General features: G+C 63.3%; 21 protein-coding genes. 11 read left to right on the top strand and 10 right to left on the bottom strand.

Going from position 1 to position 21,627, the window contains the following annotated elements; genetic code table 11:
* Nucleotides 1–10 precede the first annotated feature (10 nt).
* Both ACE3OA_RS07930 and ACE3OA_RS07925 read left to right on the top strand, forming a co-directional pair.
* Nucleotides 11–1,267 (top strand): three-Cys-motif partner protein TcmP, encoded by a 1,257-nt coding sequence (locus ACE3OA_RS07930; RefSeq protein WP_374309740.1) that lies wholly within the window; start codon nt 11–13, stop codon nt 1,265–1,267.
* 10 nt (nt 1,268–1,277) lie between these two features.
* Nucleotides 1,278–1,928 carry a glutathione S-transferase family protein gene (locus tag ACE3OA_RS07925; RefSeq protein WP_374309738.1) on the top strand — a complete coding sequence of 217 codons (651 nt, stop codon included), beginning with the start codon at nt 1,278–1,280 and terminating at the stop codon, nt 1,926–1,928.
* 25 nt (nt 1,929–1,953) lie between these two features.
* On the opposite strand, the gene ACE3OA_RS07920 is transcribed toward ACE3OA_RS07925, so the two are convergent.
* Nucleotides 1,954–2,565, bottom strand: coding sequence for a LysE family translocator (locus ACE3OA_RS07920; protein WP_374309736.1), 612 nt, complete (start codon nt 2,563–2,565; stop codon nt 1,954–1,956).
* Nucleotides 2,566–2,719: 154 nt separating this feature from the next.
* Between ACE3OA_RS07920 and ACE3OA_RS07915 the strand changes: the two genes are divergently transcribed.
* The 4 genes from ACE3OA_RS07915 to thrS all read left to right on the top strand — a co-directional run bounded on the left by ACE3OA_RS07915 (nt 2,720) and on the right by thrS (nt 5,783).
* On the top strand, nt 2,720–3,373 hold the full coding sequence (locus tag ACE3OA_RS07915; RefSeq protein ID WP_374309734.1) for a TetR/AcrR family transcriptional regulator: 654 nt from the start codon (nt 2,720–2,722) through the stop codon (nt 3,371–3,373).
* Nucleotides 3,370–3,852 carry an SRPBCC family protein gene (locus ACE3OA_RS07910; protein WP_374309732.1) on the top strand — a complete coding sequence of 161 codons (483 nt, stop codon included), beginning with the start codon at nt 3,370–3,372 and terminating at the stop codon, nt 3,850–3,852. Before ACE3OA_RS07915 ends, ACE3OA_RS07910 begins: the two co-directional genes overlap by 4 nt.
* 12 nt (nt 3,853–3,864) lie before the next feature.
* On the top strand, nt 3,865–4,341 hold the full coding sequence (locus ACE3OA_RS07905) for a VOC family protein (RefSeq protein ID WP_374309730.1): 477 nt from the start codon (nt 3,865–3,867) through the stop codon (nt 4,339–4,341).
* A gap of 224 nt (nt 4,342–4,565) precedes the next feature.
* Nucleotides 4,566–5,783, top strand: coding sequence for a threonine--tRNA ligase (gene thrS / locus ACE3OA_RS07900; RefSeq protein ID WP_374309728.1), 1,218 nt, complete (start codon nt 4,566–4,568; stop codon nt 5,781–5,783).
* On the opposite strand, the gene ACE3OA_RS07895 is transcribed toward thrS, so the two are convergent.
* The 4 genes from ACE3OA_RS07895 to ACE3OA_RS07880 all read right to left on the bottom strand — a co-directional run bounded on the left by ACE3OA_RS07895 (nt 5,734) and on the right by ACE3OA_RS07880 (nt 9,464).
* Nucleotides 5,734–6,408 (bottom strand): YoaK family protein, encoded by a 675-nt coding sequence (locus tag ACE3OA_RS07895; RefSeq protein WP_374309726.1) that lies wholly within the window; start codon nt 6,406–6,408, stop codon nt 5,734–5,736. The two genes, thrS and ACE3OA_RS07895, sit on opposite strands and share 50 nt — an antisense overlap.
* A gap of 173 nt (nt 6,409–6,581) precedes the next feature.
* Nucleotides 6,582–8,432, bottom strand: a complete 1,851-nt coding sequence (locus ACE3OA_RS07890) for an amidohydrolase (RefSeq protein ID WP_374309724.1) — start codon at nt 8,430–8,432, stop codon at nt 6,582–6,584.
* An 8-nt stretch (nt 8,433–8,440) separates the two neighbouring features.
* Nucleotides 8,441–8,647 (bottom strand): DUF1427 family protein, encoded by a 207-nt coding sequence (locus ACE3OA_RS07885; RefSeq protein WP_374309722.1) that lies wholly within the window; start codon nt 8,645–8,647, stop codon nt 8,441–8,443.
* Between the two features lie 133 nt (nt 8,648–8,780).
* Complete coding sequence (locus ACE3OA_RS07880; protein ID WP_374309720.1) at nt 8,781–9,464, bottom strand: hydrolase; 684 nt, start codon at nt 9,462–9,464, stop codon at nt 8,781–8,783.
* Between the two features lie 133 nt (nt 9,465–9,597).
* Here ACE3OA_RS07880 and ACE3OA_RS07875 point away from each other — a divergent pair, with 133 nt between their 5' ends.
* The 3 genes from ACE3OA_RS07875 to ACE3OA_RS07865 all read left to right on the top strand — a co-directional run bounded on the left by ACE3OA_RS07875 (nt 9,598) and on the right by ACE3OA_RS07865 (nt 12,497).
* Nucleotides 9,598–10,509, top strand: coding sequence for a LysR family transcriptional regulator (locus tag ACE3OA_RS07875; protein ID WP_374309718.1), 912 nt, complete (start codon nt 9,598–9,600; stop codon nt 10,507–10,509).
* Nucleotides 10,510–10,567: 58 nt separating this feature from the next.
* Nucleotides 10,568–11,569: a dipeptidase gene (locus tag ACE3OA_RS07870; protein ID WP_374309716.1), complete on the top strand. Its 1,002-nt coding sequence runs from the start codon at nt 10,568–10,570 to the stop codon at nt 11,567–11,569.
* 217 nt (nt 11,570–11,786) lie between these two features.
* On the top strand, nt 11,787–12,497 hold the full coding sequence (locus tag ACE3OA_RS07865; protein WP_374309714.1) for a response regulator transcription factor: 711 nt from the start codon (nt 11,787–11,789) through the stop codon (nt 12,495–12,497).
* Here ACE3OA_RS07865 and ACE3OA_RS07860 read toward each other — a convergent pair.
* Nucleotides 12,494–14,809: a response regulator gene (locus ACE3OA_RS07860; RefSeq protein WP_374309712.1), complete on the bottom strand. Its 2,316-nt coding sequence runs from the start codon at nt 14,807–14,809 to the stop codon at nt 12,494–12,496. The two genes, ACE3OA_RS07865 and ACE3OA_RS07860, sit on opposite strands and share 4 nt — an antisense overlap.
* A gap of 13 nt (nt 14,810–14,822) precedes the next feature.
* Nucleotides 14,823–15,317 carry a molybdopterin-dependent oxidoreductase gene (locus ACE3OA_RS07855; protein WP_374309710.1) on the bottom strand — a complete coding sequence of 165 codons (495 nt, stop codon included), beginning with the start codon at nt 15,315–15,317 and terminating at the stop codon, nt 14,823–14,825.
* Nucleotides 15,318–15,634: 317 nt separating this feature from the next.
* Between ACE3OA_RS07855 and ACE3OA_RS07850 the strand changes: the two genes are divergently transcribed.
* A complete protein-coding gene (locus tag ACE3OA_RS07850; RefSeq protein WP_374309708.1) occupies nt 15,635–16,099 on the top strand; it encodes a response regulator transcription factor in 465 nt (154 codons plus the stop codon).
* On the opposite strand, the gene ACE3OA_RS07845 is transcribed toward ACE3OA_RS07850, so the two are convergent.
* Together ACE3OA_RS07845 and ACE3OA_RS07840 are read right to left on the bottom strand one after the other, a co-directional pair.
* Nucleotides 16,096–17,544, bottom strand: a complete 1,449-nt coding sequence (locus ACE3OA_RS07845; protein ID WP_374309706.1) for an aldehyde dehydrogenase family protein — start codon at nt 17,542–17,544, stop codon at nt 16,096–16,098. The genes ACE3OA_RS07850 and ACE3OA_RS07845 overlap by 4 nt on opposite strands.
* 216 nt (nt 17,545–17,760) lie before the next feature.
* Nucleotides 17,761–19,539, bottom strand: coding sequence for an SLC13 family permease (locus tag ACE3OA_RS07840; protein ID WP_374309704.1), 1,779 nt, complete (start codon nt 19,537–19,539; stop codon nt 17,761–17,763).
* A gap of 193 nt (nt 19,540–19,732) precedes the next feature.
* Here ACE3OA_RS07840 and ACE3OA_RS07835 point away from each other — a divergent pair, with 193 nt between their 5' ends.
* The gene (locus tag ACE3OA_RS07835; protein ID WP_374309702.1) at nt 19,733–20,701 is read left to right on the top strand and encodes an ABC transporter transmembrane domain-containing protein; all 969 of its coding nucleotides are present in this window, start codon (nt 19,733–19,735) and stop codon (nt 20,699–20,701) included.
* Here ACE3OA_RS07835 and ACE3OA_RS07830 read toward each other — a convergent pair.
* Nucleotides 20,698–21,582 (bottom strand): LysR family transcriptional regulator, encoded by an 885-nt coding sequence (locus ACE3OA_RS07830; protein ID WP_374309700.1) that lies wholly within the window; start codon nt 21,580–21,582, stop codon nt 20,698–20,700. The two genes, ACE3OA_RS07835 and ACE3OA_RS07830, sit on opposite strands and share 4 nt — an antisense overlap.
* Between the last annotated feature and the right edge of the window lie 45 nt (nt 21,583–21,627).

Genomic DNA, 21,627 nt, shown 5'->3' with positions numbered 1-21,627 from the left:
GGGATGAGCAATGGTTCGCAAAGCTTATGACTGGAAGGGCGGAGCGGCACTTGATGAACACTCGAAGAGAAAACACAAGATACTTAGAGAGTACTTTGCACAGTATCTGACGGTCCGCTGTAGTATCCCTCGCCAAAGTCAATTTCGCCTAGCGATCGTAGACGGCTTCTGCGGCGGAGGAATCTACAAATGTGGGAGCAAAGGCTCTCCAGTAATCTTCATCGAAGAACTTCGGTATGGGATTGAGCGAATAAACCTAAATCGAGCGTCGCAAGGCTTGGGTGCGCTCGAGATAGAGTGCCTTCTGATTTTCAATGACGCAGAGCGCGACGCTATTGAGCTTTTGAAGGATAATATTGCTTCGTTGCTCGGTGAAATTGCCCAAAATGTCCCTAAGCTGCACCTCCGAGTTGAATGCCTGAGTGATACTTTCGAGGGGGCATTTTATCGAATTAAGGAACTCCTCCAGATTGGACGCTTTCCGAATACCATTTTCAACCTTGATCAGTACGGGCATAGTCGGGTTGAACTCGCCACGCTTCGCGATATTATGAATTCGTTTCGTTCGCCCGAGATATTCTACACATTCTCAATTCAATCGCTGATCTCGTTCTTGCATCAATTTGATCGCGAGAAATTGCTAAGGCAGTTGAGTCCGTTTGGTCTCAAGAATGATGATCTGGGTGATCTAGACCCACTAATGAGCAAGGCTCAGTGGCTGAGTTCCGCTGAACGCCTAGTATTTGAGACATTTAAGGGCTGCGCATCATACGTTACGCCCTTCTCCATTCACAATCCGAAGGGCTGGCGATACTGGTTCATCCACTTTGCAAACAACTATCGCGCACGCCAAGTCTACAACAATGTCCTACATGGCAATAGCAGCGCTCAGGCTCACTTCGGCCGTTCGGGTCTCCAAATGCTCTCATTTGATCCCTCTCATGAGACTGGATCGCTCTATCTCTTTGATGATTCTGGTCGCGCACAAGCGCTACAACAGCTCATGGTCGATATACCAAGAATCGTGGCCGATTCTGGCGACGCCATGAAAGTTCTCGAATTCTATCAAGCGACGTACAACGAAACGCCAGCTCATGCAGATGATATACATAAGGCGATCATCGAGAATCCCGAGCTAGAGGTTCTGACTCCGGCAGGAGGTGAGCGTCGGAAAGCCAATACGATAGACACGGAAGACATACTCAAGCTGAAGAGCCAGCGGAGCTTCTTTCCGCTTTTCATAAAACGCGAATCAACAATCGAATAGACTTCACACCATGATCCTTGTCGGCCAATACGATTCCCCCTATGTCCGCCGCGTCGCCATTTCGCTGCGCGAGCTGGGCTTCGACTACACCCATGACACGCGTTCGGTGTTTGGGGATTTTGATGACATGCGCAAGACCAATCCGCTGGGGCGGATTCCGTCGCTGGTTTTGGACGATGGCGATGTGCTGATCGATTCCGGGGCGATCCTCGATTGGCTGGATGAGAGCGTGGGACCGGAGCGGGCGCTGGTTCCGGCTTCGGGTCTCCCCCGGCGGCGGATGCTGCAGCTGGTGGCGTTGGCTTGCGGGGCGATCGACAAGGCGGGGGCTTCGGGTTACGAGCGCCTCATCCGGCCCGCTTCCTATCGCTGGCCCGAATGGATCGCGCGTTGCCGCACGCAGGCGGCGGGTGCCATCGCTTCGCTCTCCGAGGTGGATTGGACCCGCACTGGTGCGATGGCCGGGGGCGCCGGGCAAGCGGGCCAGATCACGCAGGCGGAGATCAGCTGTGTCTCCATGCTGCGTTATGTGCGCATGACGGATGCGGATCTGGCACCGGTCGGGCGCTATCCGTCGCTCGACGCGCTCGCCGAGCGGTGCGAGGCGCGGCCCGCTTTCATCGCCACCTATCCGCCGAACATCGCCTATCCGACGGCGTAATCGACCCTCTCAGCGATCAGCCCCTTCAGCGATCAGCCAGGGCGAGCTTGGCGCTCAAGGCCACAAAGGCCGCCGCAAACGAGCGGCGCAGCCAGAGGAGGATGCGCGGGCGGGAGAGCACATGATCCCGCATTGCCGCGGCGAGCAGTCCATAGAGCGCGAAGATGGCGAAGGTCATCGCCATGAAGACAGCGGAAAGCTCCAGCATGCTGGCCAGCGGGTGCGGCTCGTTTGCCGCGATGAATTGCGGCAGGAAGGCCAGGAAGAAGATCGAGAGCTTGGGGTTGAGGATGTTGATGAGCACCGCATTCACCGTCACTTGGCATGCGGAACGGGCATCGACCTCGGTCTCGACGCGCAAGGCCCCGCGTTCGCGCCAGGTCATCCAGGCCATGTAGAGGAGATAGGCGACGCCGAGATATTTGAAGGCGTGAAAGGCGAGCGCGCTGGTGTGCAGCAGCGCCGCGAGGCCCAGGATCGCCGCCGCCAGATGCGGCACGATGCCGATGGTGCAGCCGAAGGCCGCCACGATGCTGGCGCGCCGCCCGCGCGAAAGCCCGGCCGCCAAGGTGTAGAGCACACCCGTGCCGGGCGACGCCACGATGATGAGCGAGGTGAGGAGGAATTCAGGCGACATCGTCGTCTCCGCTGAAGCGCAATTGCCGGCGGAGCATCCCAGGCCCGGATGGTCCGGGCAAGGGCCGGCGTTTTTCGGAGATTTCGCCGGTTGACATAGAAACCAACCAGTTGGTATGTTGCGTCTTACCCGGTCGACAGATGAGATGAGCGCCATGGGCCAGCCAAGAACACTCAGTGAAAACAAAAGGTTGCCGCGCGGGGAGGCGCGGACCCGGCTGCTCGACGCCGCCATGCGGGTGATCCGCGAACAGGGCTACGCGGCATCCAGCGTCGACGACATCTGCGCCGCTGCCGGCGTCACCAAGGGTGCCTTCTTCCATCATTTCGCGGCCAAGGAGGAGCTTGCCGTGGCGGCGGCCGATCATTTCGCGGCGATGGCCGACGGCTTCTTCGCGACGGCGCCCTATCGCAGCCTGCCGCGCGCCAGGGACCGGGTCATCGGCTATGTCCGCTTCCGCCAGGCGATCATGAGCGGCGCTCTCTCCGACTACACCTGCCTGCTCGGCACCATGGTGCAGGAGGCCTATGACAGCCACCCCGCTATTCGGAGCGCCTGCGACCGGCATATGAGCGATCATGCGCGGATGGTGCAGCGGGATATCGAGGCGGCGATCGTCGAAGAGCAACTTGCGCCCACCTGGAGTGCCGAGAGTCTCGCCTATCACACCCAGGCGGTGATGCAGGGCTCGTTCATCTTCGCCAAGGCCAAGCACGGTGCCGACATCGCCCGCGGCAATCTCGATCACCTCATCGCCTATCTCGAGATCATTCTCACAAAACCGAAACCGACAGGAGGAAGACCATGAGTGCACAGCCCAAAGAAAAAGCAGCCGAAACCCGCGAGCTCGTGCTCGATCGCCTGCTCGATGCACCCCGCGAGAAGCTGTTCAGGATCTGGACCGACGGCAGCACTTATGCCGAATGGTTCTGCCCCAAGCCCTGGACCGTCACCAAGGCCGAGCTCGATGTGCGCCCCGGCGGCAAGTCGCTCATCGTCATGAAGGGCCCGGAGGGTCAGGAATTTCCCAATCGCGGCATCTTCCTTGAAGTGGTGCCCAACGAGAAGATTGTCTTCACCGACGCCTTCACCGATGCCTGGACGCCCTCGGAGCGTGCCTTCATGGTGGCGACCGTCACATTCGCCGACGAGGGCGGCAAGACCCGCTACCGCGCCGTGGCACGCCACTGGTCGGCGGAAGCCTGCGCCGAGCATGAGAAGATGGGCTTCCATGAAGGCTGGGGCATCGTCGCCACCCAGCTCGAAGCCTTGGCGAAGAAGATGTGACGGAGGACTCCCATGGCCACCACGCAGAAAGTCGTGACGCATCTGTGGTTCGATAAAGACGCAGAAGAAGCCGCGAAATTCTATACCTCGCTCCTGCCGAATTCCGAGATCCTCTCGGTCACCGAGTTTGATCGGTCACGGAATCTCTCCGGCGTCGTCTTCACGCTGGCGGGTCAGGAATACCGTGCGCTCAACGCCGGCCCCACCTACAAGCTCAGTCCCGCCGTGTCGATCTGGGTGAAATGCGATGACCAGAAGGAACTCGACCGCATCTGGGAGGCGATCCTGAAGAATGGCGGCAAGGAACAGGCCTGTGGTTGGATCGAGGACAAATGGGGCCTCTCCTGGCAGGTGCACCCGGCAGCCCTCGACGCGATGATCAGCGACCCCGACGAAGCCAAGCGCAACCGCGTGCTGCAGGCGGTCTGGGGCATGATCAAGATCGATCTGCCCGCACTCGAGGCGGCCTATCGGGGTGCGGCAGCTTGACACGCTGCCGCCCCGGCCCTTACTCTCCCGCGCCATGAGCCAGATGCGCAAACATCAACAAGTAACCACTACCTGGACCGCCGACCGGCGGCCGAGGGGTGTTGGCTTGTGCTGATGTAACGCGCGATCTGACCATTACCCAAGGCCCCGCCGGTTCCGGACGGGGCTTTTTCTTTGATGCCTCCGTCCGTCTTTTCCACGCCTCAAGACGCACGGAGACTGACATGGACGCGTTCGATCATCGAAGTATCGGCCACAGGCTGGACCTCTTCCATTTCCAGGAAGAAGGGCCGGGCATGGTCTTCTGGCATCCCAAGGGTTGGGCGCTTTATCGCCTGATCGAGGATTATATCCGCCGCCGCATGAAAGCGGCCGGCTTCAACGAGATCAAGACACCGCAGATCCTGGCGCGTGCCTTCTGGGAGAAGAGCGGCCATTGGCAGAAATTCGGCCCCCACATGTTCGCGCTGGAAGACGGCGAACGGCAATTCGCGGTGAAGCCGATGAGCTGTCCGGGCCATCTGCAGGTCTTCAACGCGAAGCTTCGCTCCTATCGCGATCTGCCCTTGCGCTATGCCGAGTTCGGCGCCTGTCATCGCAACGAACCGTCCGGCGCGCTGATGGGGCTGATGCGCACGCGGGCCTTCGTGCAGGACGACGCCCATGTGCTGTGCCGCATGGAGCAGGTGGCGGAGGAGGTGAAGCGCTTTTCGCAGCTCCTGCGCGCGGTCTATCGCGATTTCGGCTTTGCCGATTTCGCCGTCGCCTTCTCGACGCGGCCGGCGGTTCGCGAGGGCAGCGAGGAGCTTTGGGACACGGCCGAACGCGTGTTGCAGAATGCCGCGCGCGGTGCCGGCCTCGATTACGCGCTGCAGCCGGGCGAGGGCGCCTTCTATGGACCGAAGCTCGAATTCAGCCTGCAGGACCGGCTCGGCCGGCGCTGGCAGTGCGGCACGATCCAGCTCGACCTCGTGCTCCCGCAACGGCTCGGTGCGCAATATGTCGATGAGGATGGTGCCAAGCAGGTGCCGATCATGATCCACCACGCGGTCCTTGGCAGCATGGAACGCTTCATCGGCATGCTGCTCGAACACTGGCAGGGCCGTCTGCCGCTATGGCTGGCGCCGGAGCAGGTGCTGGTGGCGGCGGTGAGCGCGCAGTATTTCGGCTATGCCGAGGAAGTGGCCATCCAGCTGGAGGCCGATGGCTTCCGCGCCGCCATCGATGCCAGCAACGAGACCCTGCCGAAGAAGATCGTCGGCTGGCGCGATCGCGGCATTCCGATCCTGGCCGTGGTCGGCGCGCGGGAGGCGGAGAAGGCGCGTGTCAACCTGCGCATCTTGCTTGACGATGTGCGCGCCGAACTGCCGCTCCGCGAAGCCGCGGATTGGATCAAGCGGATGGCACGGCGGAACGGCGTAGCAGCCACCACGCCGACATGACAGCACTGAGCGGCAGGAGGAGCGACCAGAAGCCGACATGCACATAGCCCAAGCCGCCGGCCAGCGCCCCTGAGGCAAAGGCCAGGACCGGTGGCAGCATCTTCGTCAGGCGCGCCTTTGCCGCCGCCGCCTTGTCCGGTGCCGCCACCAGATCGACCGCGTCGATCACGATCTGCGTTACGTTGCCGGTCATCACCGTGGTGGGCGAAAGAGCTGCAAAGACCGAGCGCGCGCCGGCATTCTGGATCGCCATGGCCGTCACGGCCAGCATGCCGGTGGCGATGGCGGCGGGGCTGTCGGCAGCGGTGAAGGGATTGGCGGCAAGCCCCGACGCCATGAAGGCCGCGAGGAAGAGGGCCTCGAACAAGGTCAGCGCCGCAACCGGACTGACGCCGCGACGCTGGCGCTGCGTCACGAACAGATGTGTCAAAGCGACGGCGGCAATGAAGACCGGCAAGGCGATCAGCTTGGCGACGATCCCGCCATGAAATTCGGCGATCGACGCGCCGATCAGCACGAAATTGCCGGTGACATGCGCCGTGAACAGGCCGAACAGGGCGACGAAGCCGACCGTGTCGACGAAGCCCGCCGTGAAGGCGCGCAAGGGGCCGAGATAGGGTGACATCAATCAAATTCCTTCTCTTTCGTCATCCAGCGCCCCCTCACCCTGACCCTCTCCCGCGAGGGGAGAGGGAATGAGGTGCCCTCGGCAATAGTCGCCGATACTGAAAGTCATTGCGGGTTAGGCAACAAGCCCCTCTCCCGCGAGGGGAGAGGGGTTGGGGTGAGGAGGGTACTTCAAACAGCCCAACACCCACAGCCGAGCGCGCCCCAGAACTCGTTCCCCGAAACGGGCACGTCCGAGGCCCAGGCCTTTGCATGCGCGTGGCCGTGGACGTTGCAGCTATTGGCGCAGCCGCAGCTGACGGATATTTTCTCGAACCTGGGCGCCATGCGATCCTGATAGCCGCCGAAGAGCTTCACCGGCGACCAATCCGGCGTCGGTGCGGGGAGTGCTGGGGCAAGTGTCGAGAAATCGCCGGCCCCATGCACGATCTTGCCACCGAGCAAGGTCAACACCGATGAGAGATGCGCGATCTCATCTTCGGCGACGCTGAGATAGTCGGCCGAGAGCACGGCAAGATCGGCGAGTGCCCCCACTTCGATGCGTCCTTTCTTGCCCTGCTCGCGCGAGAACCAGGTATTGGCCTCGGTCCACAGGCGCAAGGCTTCCAGCCGGTCCAGGCGATTGGCAGATGGATAGAGGCGCATGCCGCCCACGGTCTTCCCCGTCACCAGCCAGGACAGCGAGACCCAGGGATTGTAGGAGGCGACCCGTGTCGCATCCGTGCCGGCGCCGACCGGCACGCCCGAGCTGAGCATGCGCTTGATGGGCGGTGTCGCTTGCGCCGCCTCGACGCCATAACGTTCGACGAAGTATTCGCCCTGGAACGCCATGCGGTGCTGCACGGCGATGCCGCCGCCCAGTTTCGCGATGCGGTCGATGTTGCGGTCGCTGATCGTCTCGGCATGATCGAAGAACCAGTGGAGATCGTCGATCGGCGTGTCGCGATGCACCTTTTCGAACACGTCGAGCGCGCGGCTGATCGTCTCGTCATAGGTGGCATGAAGGCGCCAGGGGAATTTGCGCTCGGCCAGCAGGCGCACCACGCGCTCCAACTCGCTTTCCATGCCGGGATCGAGATCGGGGCGTGCTTCGCGGAAATCCTCGAAATCGGCGGCTGAGAAGACCAGCATCTCGCCCGCCCCATTGACGCGGTAGAGATCGTCGCCCTGGTCGGCTTTCACCATATTGGTCCAGCGGGCGAAGTCGTCCAGTTCCTCGCCCTTCTTCTGGGTGAAGAGGTTGTAGGCGATGCGCAAGGTCATTTCGCCGTTTTTATGCAGCGTCTCGACGACGTTGTAATCGTCCGGATAGTTCTGGAAGCCACCGCCGGCATCGATGACGCTGGTGACACCCAGCCGGTTGAGCTCGCGCATGAAATGCCGCGTCGAATTGATCTGCTGTTCCGGCGCCAGCTTCGGGCCCTTGGCGAGGGTCGCATAAAGGATCATGGCATTCGGTTTGGCCAGCAGCAGGCCGGTGGGATTGCCTCCCGCGTCGCGCTGTATCTCGCCGCCCGGCGGGTTGGGCGTGTCCTTGGTGTAGCCGACGGCACGCAAGGCGGCGGCGTTGAGCAGCGCGCGGTCGTAAAGATGCAGGATGAAGACCGGCGTGTCGGGTGCCGCTGCATTGATCTCGGCGATGGTCGGCAGGCGCTTCTCGGCGAATTGATGCTCGGTGAAGCCACCGACGACGCGCACCCAATGCGGCGGCGGCGTGATCTCTGCCTGGCGCTTCAGCATCGCCATGGCGTCGGCGAGGCTCGGCACGCCGTCCCAGCGCAATTCCATATTGTAGTTGAGGCCGCCGCGGATGATGTGGAGATGACTGTCGATGAGGCCCGGAATGGCGCGCCGGCCGCCGAGGTCGATGACCTTGGTGCTCGGCCCCTTGCGCGCCATGATGCCATCCGCATCGCCCACGGCGGAAAATTTGCCGTCCGTGATGGCGACGGCTTCCGGATTCGGATTGGCACGGTCGAGTGTAGTGAACTTGCCATTGATGAGGATGAGATCGGGCTGCATGGTCGTGCCTATTCCTGATTTTCCGTGGGGACTTCACTGGCGGCCGCTGCGGGCAGAATATAGCGCACGGCCAGTGGAAAAAGCTGCTCGCCGATCAGCATGCCGAGCAGGCCGATGAGGGCGATGGCCGGCGGCGCCGGCGAGCGAACCTTGAAGAGAGCATAGAGCACGCCGACAAGAAGACCGATGCCGAGCGAGACGAGATAGGGCTTCATGGGGATTCTCTTCGTGTTGGCTTACTTCCTTCCGTCATGCTCGGGCTTGACCCGGGCATCCACTCTCACAAGCGGCACTGGTGGATCCCCGGGCCAAGCCCGGGGATGACGCGTTCAGTTTGATGGGACCCTGTTAGTGCCCCGCCCCCGCTTCACTCGCATGTGCGCCGAGCACGGCGCGGGCGTAGGTGATACCGATGCCATAGGCGCCGCCGAAGCGCATCGCGGTGCGGTTGGTGTGTTCGTAGGTTTCCGACCGCGCCCAATCGCGCTGCAGTTCGAGGAGATATTGCAGCGAGGTCATCGGGCGAGCGCCGGCCTGGACCATGCGGGTCACGGCCTGGTTGTGCGCTTCCTCGGTGATGTCGCCGCTGGCGTCGGTGATGACATAAACCTCGAATCCCTGGTCGAGTGCCGAGAGCGCCGGGCCGACGATGCAGACACTCGTCCACAGCCCTGCCAGTACGATGCGGCCCTTGCCGATCGCATTGACGCGCTCGGCGATGCGCGGGTCTTCCCAGGTGTTCATGCTGGTGCGGTCGATGGCGACGACGTCCGGGAAGGCTTCCTGGATTTCCGCGAAGATCGGACCGGAGAAGGTCTTTTCGGCAACCGTGGTGAGGATGGTCGGCACCTTGAACTCGGCCGCGGCATGGGCCACCAGAGCGGCGTTGTTGCGCAGAATGGTGGTGTCGATCGACTTGGTGGCGAAGGTCATCTGCGACTGGTGGTCGATCATGATGAGGGTGTGGTCGGCGCCGTTCAGCAGGGTCTTGGCCGGAACGGGGCGGGCGGTCGGAACATTCTGCGTCGTCATCGTAAATTCTCCATGTCTTCAGCGGGTTGAGATGTTTTCGAGAACCTCGGCGGCTCTGGAAGCAAACCTACGCTTGACCAATCCCGGCAACAATTGTGTATAGTTTCATAAGACTGTTGCAGGAGACGCGACAATGGATCGGCTGGCGACTATGGAGGCCTTCGTCAAGGTGGCGGAGACCAAATCCTTTTCCGAAGCGGCGCGGCGGCTCAGGAGTTCCAAATCGCTGGTGAGCCGGCAGATCTCGGCGCTGGAGGCGGAACTGGGCGTGCGGCTGCTGCAGCGGACGACGCGCTCGCTCACGCTCACCGAAGAGGGGCGAACCTACCATGCCGAGGTGACGCGCATCCTTGCCGATATCGAGCTCGCCAATGCTGCCGTGACTCAGAGCAAGGTGGCGCCGCGCGGGCGCCTGCGGGTGAGCGCGCCGATGAGCTTCGGCATCCTGCATTTGGCACCCATCCTGCCGCGCTTTCTGGCGCGCTTTCCCGAGGTCGAGCTCGATCTCAGCCTCAACGACCGCTACGTCGATCTCATCGACGAAGGCTTCGATCTCTCGATCCGCGTCGGGCGGCTGGCGGAATCGAGCCTGGTGGCGCGGCGCCTGGCGCCGTTCCGCATGATCCTTTGCGCCAGTCCCGATTATCTCAGCCGGCACGGCACGCCCAAGGTGCCGGAGGAACTGAAGCAGCATCAATGCCTCTGCTACAGCACCAACAGCCTGACGCCGGAATGGCGCCTGCAGAAGCCCGACGGTTCGCCCTGGCCGGTACAGATCGCCGGCCATCTCCATGCCAATAATGGCGACGTGCTGCGCGTGGCGGCGATCGAAGGGGCGGGCATCGCCTATCTGCCGAGCTTCATCGTCGGCGCCGATCTGCAGGCGGCGACCTTGGTCTCGCTGATGCCGGATTTCGTGCCGCAGGATGCCGCGATCTATGCGGTCTATCCCAATTCACGCCACCTGTCGCCCAAGGTGCGCGCCTTCATCGATTTCATGCTCGAACTCTTCGGGCCGCGCCCGCGCTGGGATCTGCAGAGCTAGCTTCCGGTGCCCAGCCGTCCTCTGCTAGAAGAAGATGGAATGTCGCGGGGGAAACGAGATGACGATAGATGCTGGTCTGGTCGCCGATCTGGTATGGGACAGTCATGCAGGCTTTGCCTTCATGCGGGCGGAAGACCTTGACGAGCTGTCGCGCTGGCGCAAGACCGGCATCGACTTCGTCTCGGTCAATATCGGCTATGATGTCGAGCCCTGGACCAGGGCCATCGCGGCCCTCTCGGGCTACCGGCATTGGCTGCGCCAACATGCCGACCGTTTCGTCCAGGTCGAGACGATCGACGATGTGCACGCAGCCAAGCAAAGCGGCCGCCTCGCCGTCTCTTTCGATCTCGAGGGCGCCGATGCCTTGAACGGCGATCTCGGCATGGTCGATTTCTATTATCGCCTGGGCGTGCGGCAGATGCTGTTCGTCTACAACCGCAACAACCTGGTGGGTGGCGGCTGCCACGACAAGGATGTCGGGCTCACGGATTTCGGCCGCGGGGTGGTGAAGGAAATGAACCGCGTCGGCATGGTCGTCGATGCCAGCCATTGCAGCCACCGGACCAGCATGGAACTGATGGAACGCTCGACCGCCCCGGTCGTGTTCTCCCATTCCAACGCGCGCGCCCTCCACGATCACGAACGCAACATCGCCGATGACCAGATCAAGGCCTGCGCCGAGCAGGGCGGTGTCATCGGCATCAATGGCGTCAGCCTCTTCTTGGGGCCGGGTGACGCGACGGACCGCATCCTCGCCCATATCGACTATATGTGCGAGCGTGCCGGCGCCGCCCATGTCGGCATTGGCCTCGACAGCATTCTCGACTGCCAGCCAGACGACGCGCTCTCGGAGGATGCCCTCGGCCCACGCGCCAAGGAGTATTGGCCGCCGCGGCAATACCCCAACGCGCCGATGGCATTTGCACCCGTCGAAGTGCTGGCCGACATCACCGTGGGCCTGGAAAAGCGCGGCTACGGTGCCGCCGATATCGCCGGCATCCTGGGTGGCAATTTCGCCCGCATCGCCGCCGAGGTGTGGAAGCCGGTCGCCATCATCTAATCGGTCGAAGGGCCGCATCAACGATCGGCTGCATCACCGCGCCCGCCAGGCGAAGGTTCCGGCTCCGCGACATCCGGCCCTTGAGCTTGCTGCCCCTTGCATTTTTCGGGCTTTACCGGGCTAAATGCCTGCATTACTCGGCGCCCTAGGAATGTCTTCGGAAATGAACAAGCACGAGCCAGCGATAGAATGAGGCCGCCAGAATGAAGCCGCCAGAATGAAGCAGGCCGAGCCCAAGACACGCGCCAAAGTACCGCCTGCCGGTTCACCCTGGCGCATTCTGCTGGCGGACGATCACGCCATGGTGCGCGAGGCCCTGGCCCTGATGCTGGAACGGCTGGACGAGCATCTCAGTGTCGCCCAGGCGCCGGATCTGCCGGCGGCCCTCGCCATGTTGGAGCGGGACCGTGACTTCGCGCTCCTGCTGCTCGACTACAACATGCCGGGCATGGCCGGCGCGCAATCGGTGCGCGATCTCGGGCAGCGTTACCCGGACCTTCCCGTCGGCATCATCTCCGGCTATCTCGCCAGTACCGAGGTCGAGCCTTTGATCGAATCCGGCGCCATCGGCGTCTTCCCCAAGACGATGACCGGCCCCGCTTTGATGATGGCGCTGAAGCTATCCCTTTCCGGCCAGACCTATGTGCCGTGGAGCGGCGATCTTGGCCATGCCGGCGCGGCTCAGCGCGGCGCCACGACGCCGGAAGCGCCGCCGCCCGATCTCAGCGCAAGGCAGGTCGACGTCCTTAAATTTCTGGTGACGGGTGCCGCCAACAAGGAGATCGCCTATCAGCTGGGCCTCTCGGAAGTGACCATCAAGGTCCATGTCGCCGCCCTCTGCCGCAAATTCGGCGTCGCCAACCGCACGCAGCTCGCCATGGCGGCGCTGCGGGCCGGCATCGGCGGCGATGGTGCCAACGCGCCTTAAGCCCCTAGCGCCTTGCGCGGCGGCAGCGGTGTCACCTGCAGCGGCGTCGGGTCGCCGAGCGGCCCGCGCTTCAGCTTGACGACGCGTCCCACAAGTTCGCCCACCTCGCGCAACGAATAGGGCTTGGGCAGCAAACCCTCGATATTGAGGCGCGCGCGATCGGTCATCGAAATGTCCTGCACGCGGCCGCTGGTGATGACGATGGGCTTGTGGAAGCCCAGGTCGCGCAAGCGCGCTGCCAGCTCGATCCCGTTCATATTGGGCATCAGATAGTCGCTGATCACCAGATCGAACAATCCCGGCTCGTCATGCACCAGCGCCAGGGCTTCTTCGCCGCTGTCGCAGGCAGCCGTTTCGCAACCCAGCGATTGCAACGTCAGGTCCAGCGCCTCGCGTGCCTGCGGATCATCATCGACCAGCAGGATCTGGAGGCCGCCATAGGGCCATTGCTGGCTGCTGCCCGCGGGTGCGGCCGTCCGGGTCCCTTCCTGCGCCGGCAGGAGCGGCAGCAGCAGATCGAAGACCGTGCCCTTCCCCAGCGTGCTTTCGACGGCGATGGCACCACCATGAGCCGAGACGATGCCGAGCACCGAGGAAAGGCCGAGGCCGGTGCCCTGGCCCACATTCTTGGTGGTGAAGAAGGGTTCGAACATATGCCGCATGACGTCTTCGCTCATGCCGCTTCCATCGTCGACCACACGGATGCGCAGATGATCGGATGGCGCATCGCCCAACAGGCCCACCAGCATGCGCGTGCGGTTGGCGCCGGCCTGCTCGACCACCACCGGGGCCTCCGCCGGTGAGAGGATCGCATTGCCCTTCATGCCGGAGAGGCGACCGCCATCGATATGCACGCGGCGCACCTCGAGGCGCACCTTGCCGCGACCGGCGTCGAGGGCGTCGAGCGCGTTGATGCACAGATTCACCACAGCGCTGTCGATCTGCGTGAGATTGCCGAGGATGGGCAGCGGGCCTTCTTCGATATCAATGTCGAACTTCGCCGGTCCGGAAATGGACACGCCGACCATGGTCGCAGCCTCGCGGCAGATGTCGCCGGCATCGATCGGATGCCGCTCGGCCTGCTCGGCGCGGCTGAAGGTCATGATGCTCTGTACCAGATCCTTGCCGCGCGTGGCGGCGGCGGCGATCTGCTGCAGCATATGCCGCTGCTTGGGACTGTCGCCAAGGTCGATCTCGAGCAGCGCCGTGAAGCCGGAGATGGCGGCGAGGATATTGTTGAAATCATGGGCGACGCCGCCGGCGATGCGGCCGATCGAGCTCATCTTGTCGGCTTGGTGCAGCGATTCGAGAAGGACCGCGCGCTGCTGCTCGGCCTTGCGACGGTCGCTGAGGTCGCGCAGCAGGGCGATATGGCCGCCCTCCTGGCGCGCCATGACATGGACCTCCCAGGCGCGGTCTTCTCCCGCCAGCGTCCGACCGGTCACCTCGCCGCGCCAAGGCGTGGTATGGCCGCGGAAGTGGCGGGCGATGGCTGCGACCGATCGCCGGTTGAGGAAACGATCCCACGCCATATGCGTGAGATCGCGGGCGTAATCGTCGCCGATCAGGACATGGAAGGCCTCGTTGGAATAATGAAGCCGCCCGCGCTGGTCGAAGATGGCGATGCCTTCGCCGCTGCTTTCGATGGCGGCGAGCTGTGTCGCCCGCTCCTGTTCGGTGGCACGATGCTGCTCGTAAAGCTGCCGCACGCGCTGGGTCTTGAGCAGATTGCCGATGATGAGCGCGATGCCGGCCAGGATGGCGAGCGCGAAGGCGCCGACGGTCATCCATATTCCATGTGACAATTCACGGGCGCGATAACGCATCTCATCTTGCACGAGCAGGAGTTGCACCATCTCCTCAAGCGGTCGTTCCAGCAGGTTCATCGTCTTGCGGAACGGTTCGATCGATTGCGCGTCGCTCGGCCTCGCCGCGGAAAGCTCCTGTTCCAATACCGGCAGCGTATCGAATATCTGTCGGGTATTGGCCTCAATTTTCGGAATGCGGCGCACGCCGGCGCTTTCGCTGGATTCCAGGATGATGGGAATACGGCTCCAGAACACGTCGAAGCGCAGCTTCAGCTTATCCAGGGTTGCCGCATCGGGCTGCAGCTGAAAATCGGCGAGCGCAAGCTGCACCATGTGGAACTCTTCCTGGGCCTCGACCACGGTCCAGGTGCCGGTCCGATAGTTGTGCAGCAAGGTGTTCATGTCCGAGAACGTGCGGATGCCGCCGAAAAGCGCCGCCGGCACGAAGACGATGATGGCGATCACCAGCCAGATGTCGCCGACGCTTTTCCAACGGCCGAACATCGCTCATGCGCCTCTACTTGATCTCCAGGCGGTTCAATTGCCAGATCATCCGCGAGTTGGTGGTCTCGTTCTGCAAGGCGGGTTCGTCGCTGAGCGGGTAGATGATCCACAGCGGGCCCTTGTCGCGCACCGGCATCAGGGCACCGTTCCTGCGCGCGGCGATGATCACGTGGGGATTGTCGGCATCGCTCACCGGAATTTCGACGGCATAGTCGTTGAGGGCGGTCGCAATCAGGGTTCGGCCCTTGGCGCCGGCGACATTCAGCAAGTCCTTCAGCGAGACGCCGGAGAATTCGACCATGCCCTCGGTCCAGGGCGTTTCGGTGCGCACAATGGTCTGCGGCAAGGCATCGAGCGCCGCCTGGTCGAAGGCCAGGCCCTCGGCGCTGTTGGTGACGGCTATGCCGCCGGTCACGGTCAACACGACCGGACCCTGGGGCGCTTCAAGGGCTGCCGCCGGCAAGGCCGCCAGCAGCCAACCGCCCAGGACAAGCGCCCATAGCTTCATGCGTGGGAGCTTCACGCGTGGGAGTTTCAGGCCCCGGCCGGGCAGGAATATCATCGCATGACCCCGTTCGCGGAAATGCACCCGCAGAAAAACATTCTCATGGTTAACGCGGACGGTGCCGCCAAACCAATCTGCATCGGCGTGGACGCGCCATACCTTCGTATAGGGATCATGCTTTCGCGCTAATGCGGCGGTTTGCGCTCAACCTTATGCACAATCGAATTGCCGAGCAGGAACGGGCACAAGAAGCCTTGTGAGAGCGATGGCTATCGCCGGAAGGAAACCGGCAGCAACGCCAGTATTTGGGAGCGAAGAAGATGTCGAGCAGCACCATGCGCAACAGGGCCGTCGTGATCGAAGACGATGTGCTGGTCCTCAGCCTCACCGCCGAGATCCTGCGGCGTGCCGGCTATGTCGTGCATGAAGCGATCAATGGCGAGGACGGTCTGGCCAAATGCCGCGCCATCCAGCCGGACCTCGTCGTCACCGACATCTTCATGCCGGAACGCGATGGTATCGAGGTGCTGCGCGAAGTGAAGAAGTCGAGACCCGAAACCCGTGTCGTGGCGATCTCCGGCGGCTCGCCGCTGCTGCCGCGCATGGATTTCCTAGTGACCGCCGACAAGCTCGGCGCCGATGCGGTGCTGGCAAAGCCCTTCACGCCGGCGCAGCTGCTGGCGGCGGCAACATCGAGTGATTGGGATCCGGACGGAAAGGTGCGTCCGCTCGATCGTCACAGCCGGAAAGAACCGGCCATGACGATCTGGGACCGGTCGGCTTAGTTGCCGTCGAAGGTATAGGCGGTCTTCACCGTGGTATAGAACTCGGCCGCATAACGGCCCTGCTCGCGGGCGCCATAGCTCGACCCCTTCCGCCCGCCGAACGGCACATGATAGTCGACGCCCGCCGTCGGCAGGTTGACCATCACCATGCCGGCCTCGGCATTGCGCTTGAAATGATTGGCGTGCTTCAGCGACGCGGTGCAGATGCCGGCCGAGAGGCCGAACTGCGTGTCGTTGGCGACCGCCAGCGCCGCATCGTAATCCTTGACCCGCGTCACGGTCGCCACCGGGCCGAAGATCTCTTCGCGCGCGATGCGCATCTTGGCGTCGACCTCGGTGAAGAGGGCCGGTGCCAGATAGAAGCCGGGGGTCGAACGGTTGAGCAGTTCGCCGCCCGCCACCAGCTTGGCGCCTTCCTTCTTGCCGATATTGATGTAATCGAGATCCTGGTCGAGCTGCGACTGGTCCACGACGGGGCCGATATGCGTGCCGTCCTTCAAGGCATCGTCGATCACCAGCCCCTTCATGCGCTCGGTCATGGCGGCGACGAACTTGTCGTGGATGCCTTCCGTCACGATGAAGCGCGACGAGGCCGTGCAGCGCTGGCCGGTCGAGAAGAAGGCGCCGTTGACCGCGCATTCGACCGCGATCTTGAGATCGGCATCGTCGAGCACCACCATCGGGTTCTTGCCGCCCATCTCCAGCTGGATCTTCTTCATCGGGTCGCTGGAGACGCAAGTTGCGGCGATCTTCCGGCCCGTGCCCACTGAGCCGGTGAAGGAAATGGCGCTGACATCCTTGTGCTGCAGCATCGCCTCGCCGACGACCGAGCCGCGGCCCATCACCAGGTTGAAGACGCCGGCCGGCAATCCGGCGCGCGCGATGATGTCGGCGAGCGCATGGGCGCTGGCCGGCACCAGATCAGCCGGCTTGAAGACGACGCAATTGCCATAGGCCAAAGCGGGCGCGATCTTCCAGGCCGGAATGGCAATGGGGAAGTTCCACGGCGTGATGAGGCCGATGACACCCAGCGGCTCGCGGGTGATCTCGACATCGACGCCCGGGCGCACCGATCCCAGCTTCTCGCCGGCCAGGCGCAAGGTCTCACCGGCGAAGAACAGGAAGATCTGGCCCGCGCGCATGGTCTCGCCGATGCCCTCGGCCAGGGTCTTGCCCTCTTCGCGCGACAGCAGGCGGCCGATCTCGTCCTTCCGTGCGATGATCTCGTCGCCGATCTTCTTCAGCGCGTCGTGGCGCTGCTGGACAGTGGAACGCGACCAGGCGGGGAAGGCGGCCTTGGCGGCGGCGATCGCCGTTTCGGCATCGGCGGCCGACCCCTGGCTGAACTCGCCGATCACGTCGCCGGTGTTCGATGGGTTGATGTCCTTCGACTGATTGGCTGCTTTGCTCCAGGCGCCGGCAATGAAGTTCTGGGCTTGGATCATGGTAGGCGTCTCCTGGAAATTTCGGGTTGGGAATTGGGTGGGTCGGGAAATGACGGTGCTGGCCCGTCGGTTTATTTGGTCCCGTGGGATTATTTGGTTTTCGCTGCGGGAGCAAGCTCCAGCCTGTCGCGAAGGGGCGCAGAATAGCACGCCAGGAATTGTATGACATAATATTTTGTTGTTATATGTCAATGCCCTGGGAAGCCGGCCGCAGCGTCATTTCACCGGCCAGAAGTAGAGCAGCGCCGGCACGGCCACCAGAATGACGATGAGCGAGAGCGGTCCGCCAAGCCGCGCATAATCGCCGAAGCGATAGCCGCCGGGGCCCATCACCAGCGTGTTGCATTGGTGACCGATGGGGGTGAGGAAATCACAGCCGGCACCGATCGCCACCGCCATCAGGAAGGCGTCCGGCTTGTAGCCGAGCGAGGTCGAGAAGCTGGCGGCGATCGGCGCCATGATCAGCACCGTGGCGGCGTTGTTGAGGAAGGGCGTTACCAGCATGGCGACGGCCAGGATCAGGCCCAGCGCGCCGAAGGGCGGCAGGCCGGTCGCCGCCTGCGACAGCCAGTCGGCGATGAGATCCGTGGCACCGGTCGTATGGAGGGCCTCGCTCACCGGGATGAGCGCTGCCAGCATCAGCACGATCGGCCATTCGACGATCTGATAGACTTGGCGGAGCGCGATGGCGCGTGTGAGCACCATCAGCACGGCGGCGCCGAAGAAGGCGATGGCGACGGGCACCACCCCGAAGGCGGTGAGGCCCATGGTGCCGGCCAGGATGGCGATCGGCAGCAGCGCCGCACGCGGCCGCCCCAGAAACAACTCCCGTTCGGCCAGCGGCAGGCAATCGAGTGCCCGCAAGCGCTCCGGCAATTGCGCGAAATTTCCCTGCAGCACGACCACGTCGCCCATCTGCAGTTCGATCGTGCCGAGCCGGTCGGTGAGGCGCTGCCCTGTGCGGCTGACCGCCAGCAGATTGACGCGGTAGGTCTCGAAAAGGTCCGAGCCTTGCGCGGAGAGACCGATAAGGGGCGAATTGAGGCCGATGACCGCCTCAATGCTGCGAATTTCGGCCTGTGGCTCGACCGCTTCCGGCTTGCGGTGGCCGGATTCGAGGCGCAGCTTACCGCGCGAGACGATGCGCTCCAGCGCCTCCTGGTCACCTTCCAGGATCACCGTCTGCCCGATCTTCAGGATGGCATCGGGCAGCGGCACGATGCGGCTGTCATCGGCTTCGAGCAGCGCCACCACCTTCGCTTCGCCATCGGCCAGGTTCTGCAGCTCGGCGATGGTCTTGCCGACCATGGGCGAGGTGCCGGTGATTTCGGCCTCGGTCATGTAGTTCTTGATGCGCACCGCTTCGTCGAGCGAGGCGGTGGCGCGCTGGCGTTCGGGCAGCAGGCGATGGCCGACCATCAGGAACAGGACGCCGGCCACGGCCAGGATGATGCCGACCGGCGTGAAGTCGAACATCGAAAAAGGCGCGCCGGTAAGCGTGCCGCGCACTTCGGACACGATGATGTTGGGCGAGGTGCCGATCTGCGTCATCAGGCCGCCCAGCAGCGCGCCGAAGGACATCGGCATCAGGAAACGCGACGGTGAAACGCCGGAGAGGCGCGCCACCTGGAAGGCCACAGGAATCATGATGGCAAGCGCCCCGATATTCTTGACGAAGGCGGACAGCAGGGTGACGGTCACCACCAGCACGAACAATTGCAGCTGAAAGGAATGGCTCCTCGGCAGCACCCGCTTCAGCCCGGCTTCCAGGATGCCGGTCTGGGCTATGGCGCTGGACACCACCAGCGCGCTCGCCACGATAAGCACGATGTCGTTGGAAAAGCCCTTGAAGGCCTCCTCCGGCTTGACGATGCCGAGGATGAGGGCTGCCAGCAAGGCAAGGCACGCCGTCACGTCATAGCGCGGCCGTCCCCAGATGAAGAGTCCCACCATCCCGGCGACGACCGCAAAAGCCAATGCCTGGTCGATTGTCACAATCCTGCTGCTCCCGATCACAACCCCGCCGCCCCAACCGCCCGAAAGGGGGATGGTTCCCGCCGCACCGAAGCCGATTGCCGCATTTGGCGCAAAATCCTACGCAAGGCGGCAATGGCGGCGCTAAACTCCCTCCCGGCGGGCGAGTCGGGGCCCGCCCACCGATTCACTGCGCAGGCTGACAGCCGGTACCATGCCGAAATCGCTCTTCGTCTTCATCTGGCGCGTCAGCGGCCGCAAGCAGATCTTCCTTTGCCTGCTTACCATCGTCGTTTCCATGCTGACCACGGTGCCGCTCGAACTGCAGCGGCGCATCGTCGACGACGCGATCCATAACGGCACGATCAATTACCTGCTGCTGCTCTCGGCCATCTATCTCCTGGTCCTGCTGCTGCAGGGCGGCCTCAAATACATGCTCAACGTCTTTCGCGGCCGCATGGTCGAGGACGTGGCAAAGCTGCTGCGCCAGCTCATTTTCGACGGCACGCAAAAGCCGGAAAGTGCCCATACCAATCACAAGGGCGCCGTCGTCTCGATGGTGGCGGCCGAGACGGAGGATCTCGCGGGCTTTGTCGGCGACAGCATCTCCTTTCCGCTGCTGCAGGCGGGCACGGCTTTCTCGGCGCTGGGCTATCTGGTCTGGGTCGAACCGCGCATCGCCATCTTCGCCGCTATCCTCTATATGCCCCAGCTTCTGGTCGTGCCGCTGGGGCAGCGGCGCATCAACCGCTGGGGCAATATCCATGCGCGCCTGCTGCGCAAGATGGGCGACACCATCGTCGGCTCCGATCTTGACCGCAAGGGACGGCCGAAATTCCAGCGCCGCTTCCGCCGCCTGGTGCAAGGCGCCTTCCGCACGCGCCTCGGCATCTACCGGGTGAAGTTCTTCCTCACCTTCTTCGGCAATTTCCTCGACGCGCTGGCGCCGCTCATCGTCCTCTCCGTCGGCGGCTGGCTGGTGATCAAGGGCGAGGTCGAGGTCTCGACCCTGGTCGTCTTCATCACCGGCTTCCAGAAAGTGGCCGATCCCTGGGACCAGCTGCTCACCTTCTATCGCACGGCTTCCAATGCCAGCGTCAAATACCACCTCATCGCCGACGCCCTGCCGGGCATGAAAATCCCCAAGCAACCCTGGCTTCGCGCGACCATAGAGCGACGCTAGGCGGCGTTGCGCTGGCGCAGCAGGCCGTCGCGGATGAAGCGGGCGAATTCCAAGGTGGCCGGGCTGTTGCCGCGCGGCGGCAGATGCAGGCTGATGGCAAAGCTCGGCAGTTCCGGCAGGGCTGCATCGGGATGGGCGGAATCCGGCCCCAGGATGTCGAGATCGGCCGGCACGGTGGAGGCAAGCCAGGCGGTGACCGCAAGATCGGCACGCACGGTGGCGCGCGTCGCCTCGATATTGCCGTTCTCGAACAGCGTCCGCCAGGGAATGCCCCTTGCCTCCAGCGCCCCCAGCACCAGGGGGCGGAAGGCGCAGGTATCGGTCACCAGCGAGACCGGCAATGGCCGCTTCAGATGGGCGATACCGGCGCGGGCGCCGACCCAGACCAGCTTTTCGATGGCCAGGCATTCGCCGCTGCCCGTGCCCTGCGGCGCTTCGATGACGGCAAGCTCGACCTCGCCTTTCCCGAGCGCCTTGGCAAGGTCGGGCGAGGAGGCGCAGACCAGCGAGACGTCGACCTGCGGCCAGGCCTCCGTATAGGCCTTCAGCACGGGGGCAAGGATGGTCCCCACCAGATCGTAAGGCACACCCAGCCGCACGCGGCCGGTGACGGTGGTACCGGTCATCTCCGCCCAGATCGCGTCATTGAGGCCGAGCAGGCGCCGCGCCTTGCCGAACAGGCGCTCGCCATCGGCGCTGAGGCGCAGGCTGCGCCGCTCGCGGGCAAAAAGCTGGCAGCCCAACATTTCCTCCAGCCGCTTCACCTGCTGGCTGACGGCGCCCTGGGTCAGATTGAGCGCGCCGGCGGCCGCGGTCATGCTGCCGCTCTCGGCGACGGCGACGAAGGTGCGCAGCAGGCTGGTGTCGAGGTTCTGGGTCATGCTCAGTATTACGTTATCTAATAGATATGCTTAATAATATTGCAT

The sequence above is a fragment of the Dongia sp. genome, assembly GCF_041906375.1.
GTDB lineage: Bacteria > Pseudomonadota > Alphaproteobacteria > Dongiales > Dongiaceae > Dongia.
This window is presented reverse-complemented; position numbering and strand designations above follow the sequence as displayed.

Coding starts and splice junctions, on each gene's coding strand:
- ACE3OA_RS07930 (WP_374309740.1), top strand. CDS start 11: ATGGTTCGCAAAGCTTATGACTGGAAGGGCGGAGCGGCACTTGATGAA.
- ACE3OA_RS07925 (WP_374309738.1), top strand. CDS start 1,278: ATGATCCTTGTCGGCCAATACGATTCCCCCTATGTCCGCCGCGTCGCC.
- ACE3OA_RS07920 (WP_374309736.1), bottom strand. CDS start 2,565: ATGTCGCCTGAATTCCTCCTCACCTCGCTCATCATCGTGGCGTCGCCC.
- ACE3OA_RS07915 (WP_374309734.1), top strand. CDS start 2,720: ATGGGCCAGCCAAGAACACTCAGTGAAAACAAAAGGTTGCCGCGCGGG.
- ACE3OA_RS07910 (WP_374309732.1), top strand. CDS start 3,370: ATGAGTGCACAGCCCAAAGAAAAAGCAGCCGAAACCCGCGAGCTCGTG.
- ACE3OA_RS07905 (WP_374309730.1), top strand. CDS start 3,865: ATGGCCACCACGCAGAAAGTCGTGACGCATCTGTGGTTCGATAAAGAC.
- thrS (WP_374309728.1), top strand. CDS start 4,566: ATGGACGCGTTCGATCATCGAAGTATCGGCCACAGGCTGGACCTCTTC.
- ACE3OA_RS07895 (WP_374309726.1), bottom strand. CDS start 6,408: ATGTCACCCTATCTCGGCCCCTTGCGCGCCTTCACGGCGGGCTTCGTC.
- ACE3OA_RS07890 (WP_374309724.1), bottom strand. CDS start 8,432: ATGCAGCCCGATCTCATCCTCATCAATGGCAAGTTCACTACACTCGAC.
- ACE3OA_RS07885 (WP_374309722.1), bottom strand. CDS start 8,647: ATGAAGCCCTATCTCGTCTCGCTCGGCATCGGTCTTCTTGTCGGCGTG.
- ACE3OA_RS07880 (WP_374309720.1), bottom strand. CDS start 9,464: ATGACGACGCAGAATGTTCCGACCGCCCGCCCCGTTCCGGCCAAGACC.
- ACE3OA_RS07875 (WP_374309718.1), top strand. CDS start 9,598: ATGGATCGGCTGGCGACTATGGAGGCCTTCGTCAAGGTGGCGGAGACC.
- ACE3OA_RS07870 (WP_374309716.1), top strand. CDS start 10,568: ATGACGATAGATGCTGGTCTGGTCGCCGATCTGGTATGGGACAGTCAT.
- ACE3OA_RS07865 (WP_374309714.1), top strand. CDS start 11,787: ATGAAGCAGGCCGAGCCCAAGACACGCGCCAAAGTACCGCCTGCCGGT.
- ACE3OA_RS07860 (WP_374309712.1), bottom strand. CDS start 14,809: ATGTTCGGCCGTTGGAAAAGCGTCGGCGACATCTGGCTGGTGATCGCC.
- ACE3OA_RS07855 (WP_374309710.1), bottom strand. CDS start 15,317: ATGAAGCTATGGGCGCTTGTCCTGGGCGGTTGGCTGCTGGCGGCCTTG.
- ACE3OA_RS07850 (WP_374309708.1), top strand. CDS start 15,635: ATGTCGAGCAGCACCATGCGCAACAGGGCCGTCGTGATCGAAGACGAT.
- ACE3OA_RS07845 (WP_374309706.1), bottom strand. CDS start 17,544: ATGATCCAAGCCCAGAACTTCATTGCCGGCGCCTGGAGCAAAGCAGCC.
- ACE3OA_RS07835 (WP_374309702.1), top strand. CDS start 19,733: ATGCCGAAATCGCTCTTCGTCTTCATCTGGCGCGTCAGCGGCCGCAAG.
- ACE3OA_RS07830 (WP_374309700.1), bottom strand. CDS start 21,582: ATGACCCAGAACCTCGACACCAGCCTGCTGCGCACCTTCGTCGCCGTC.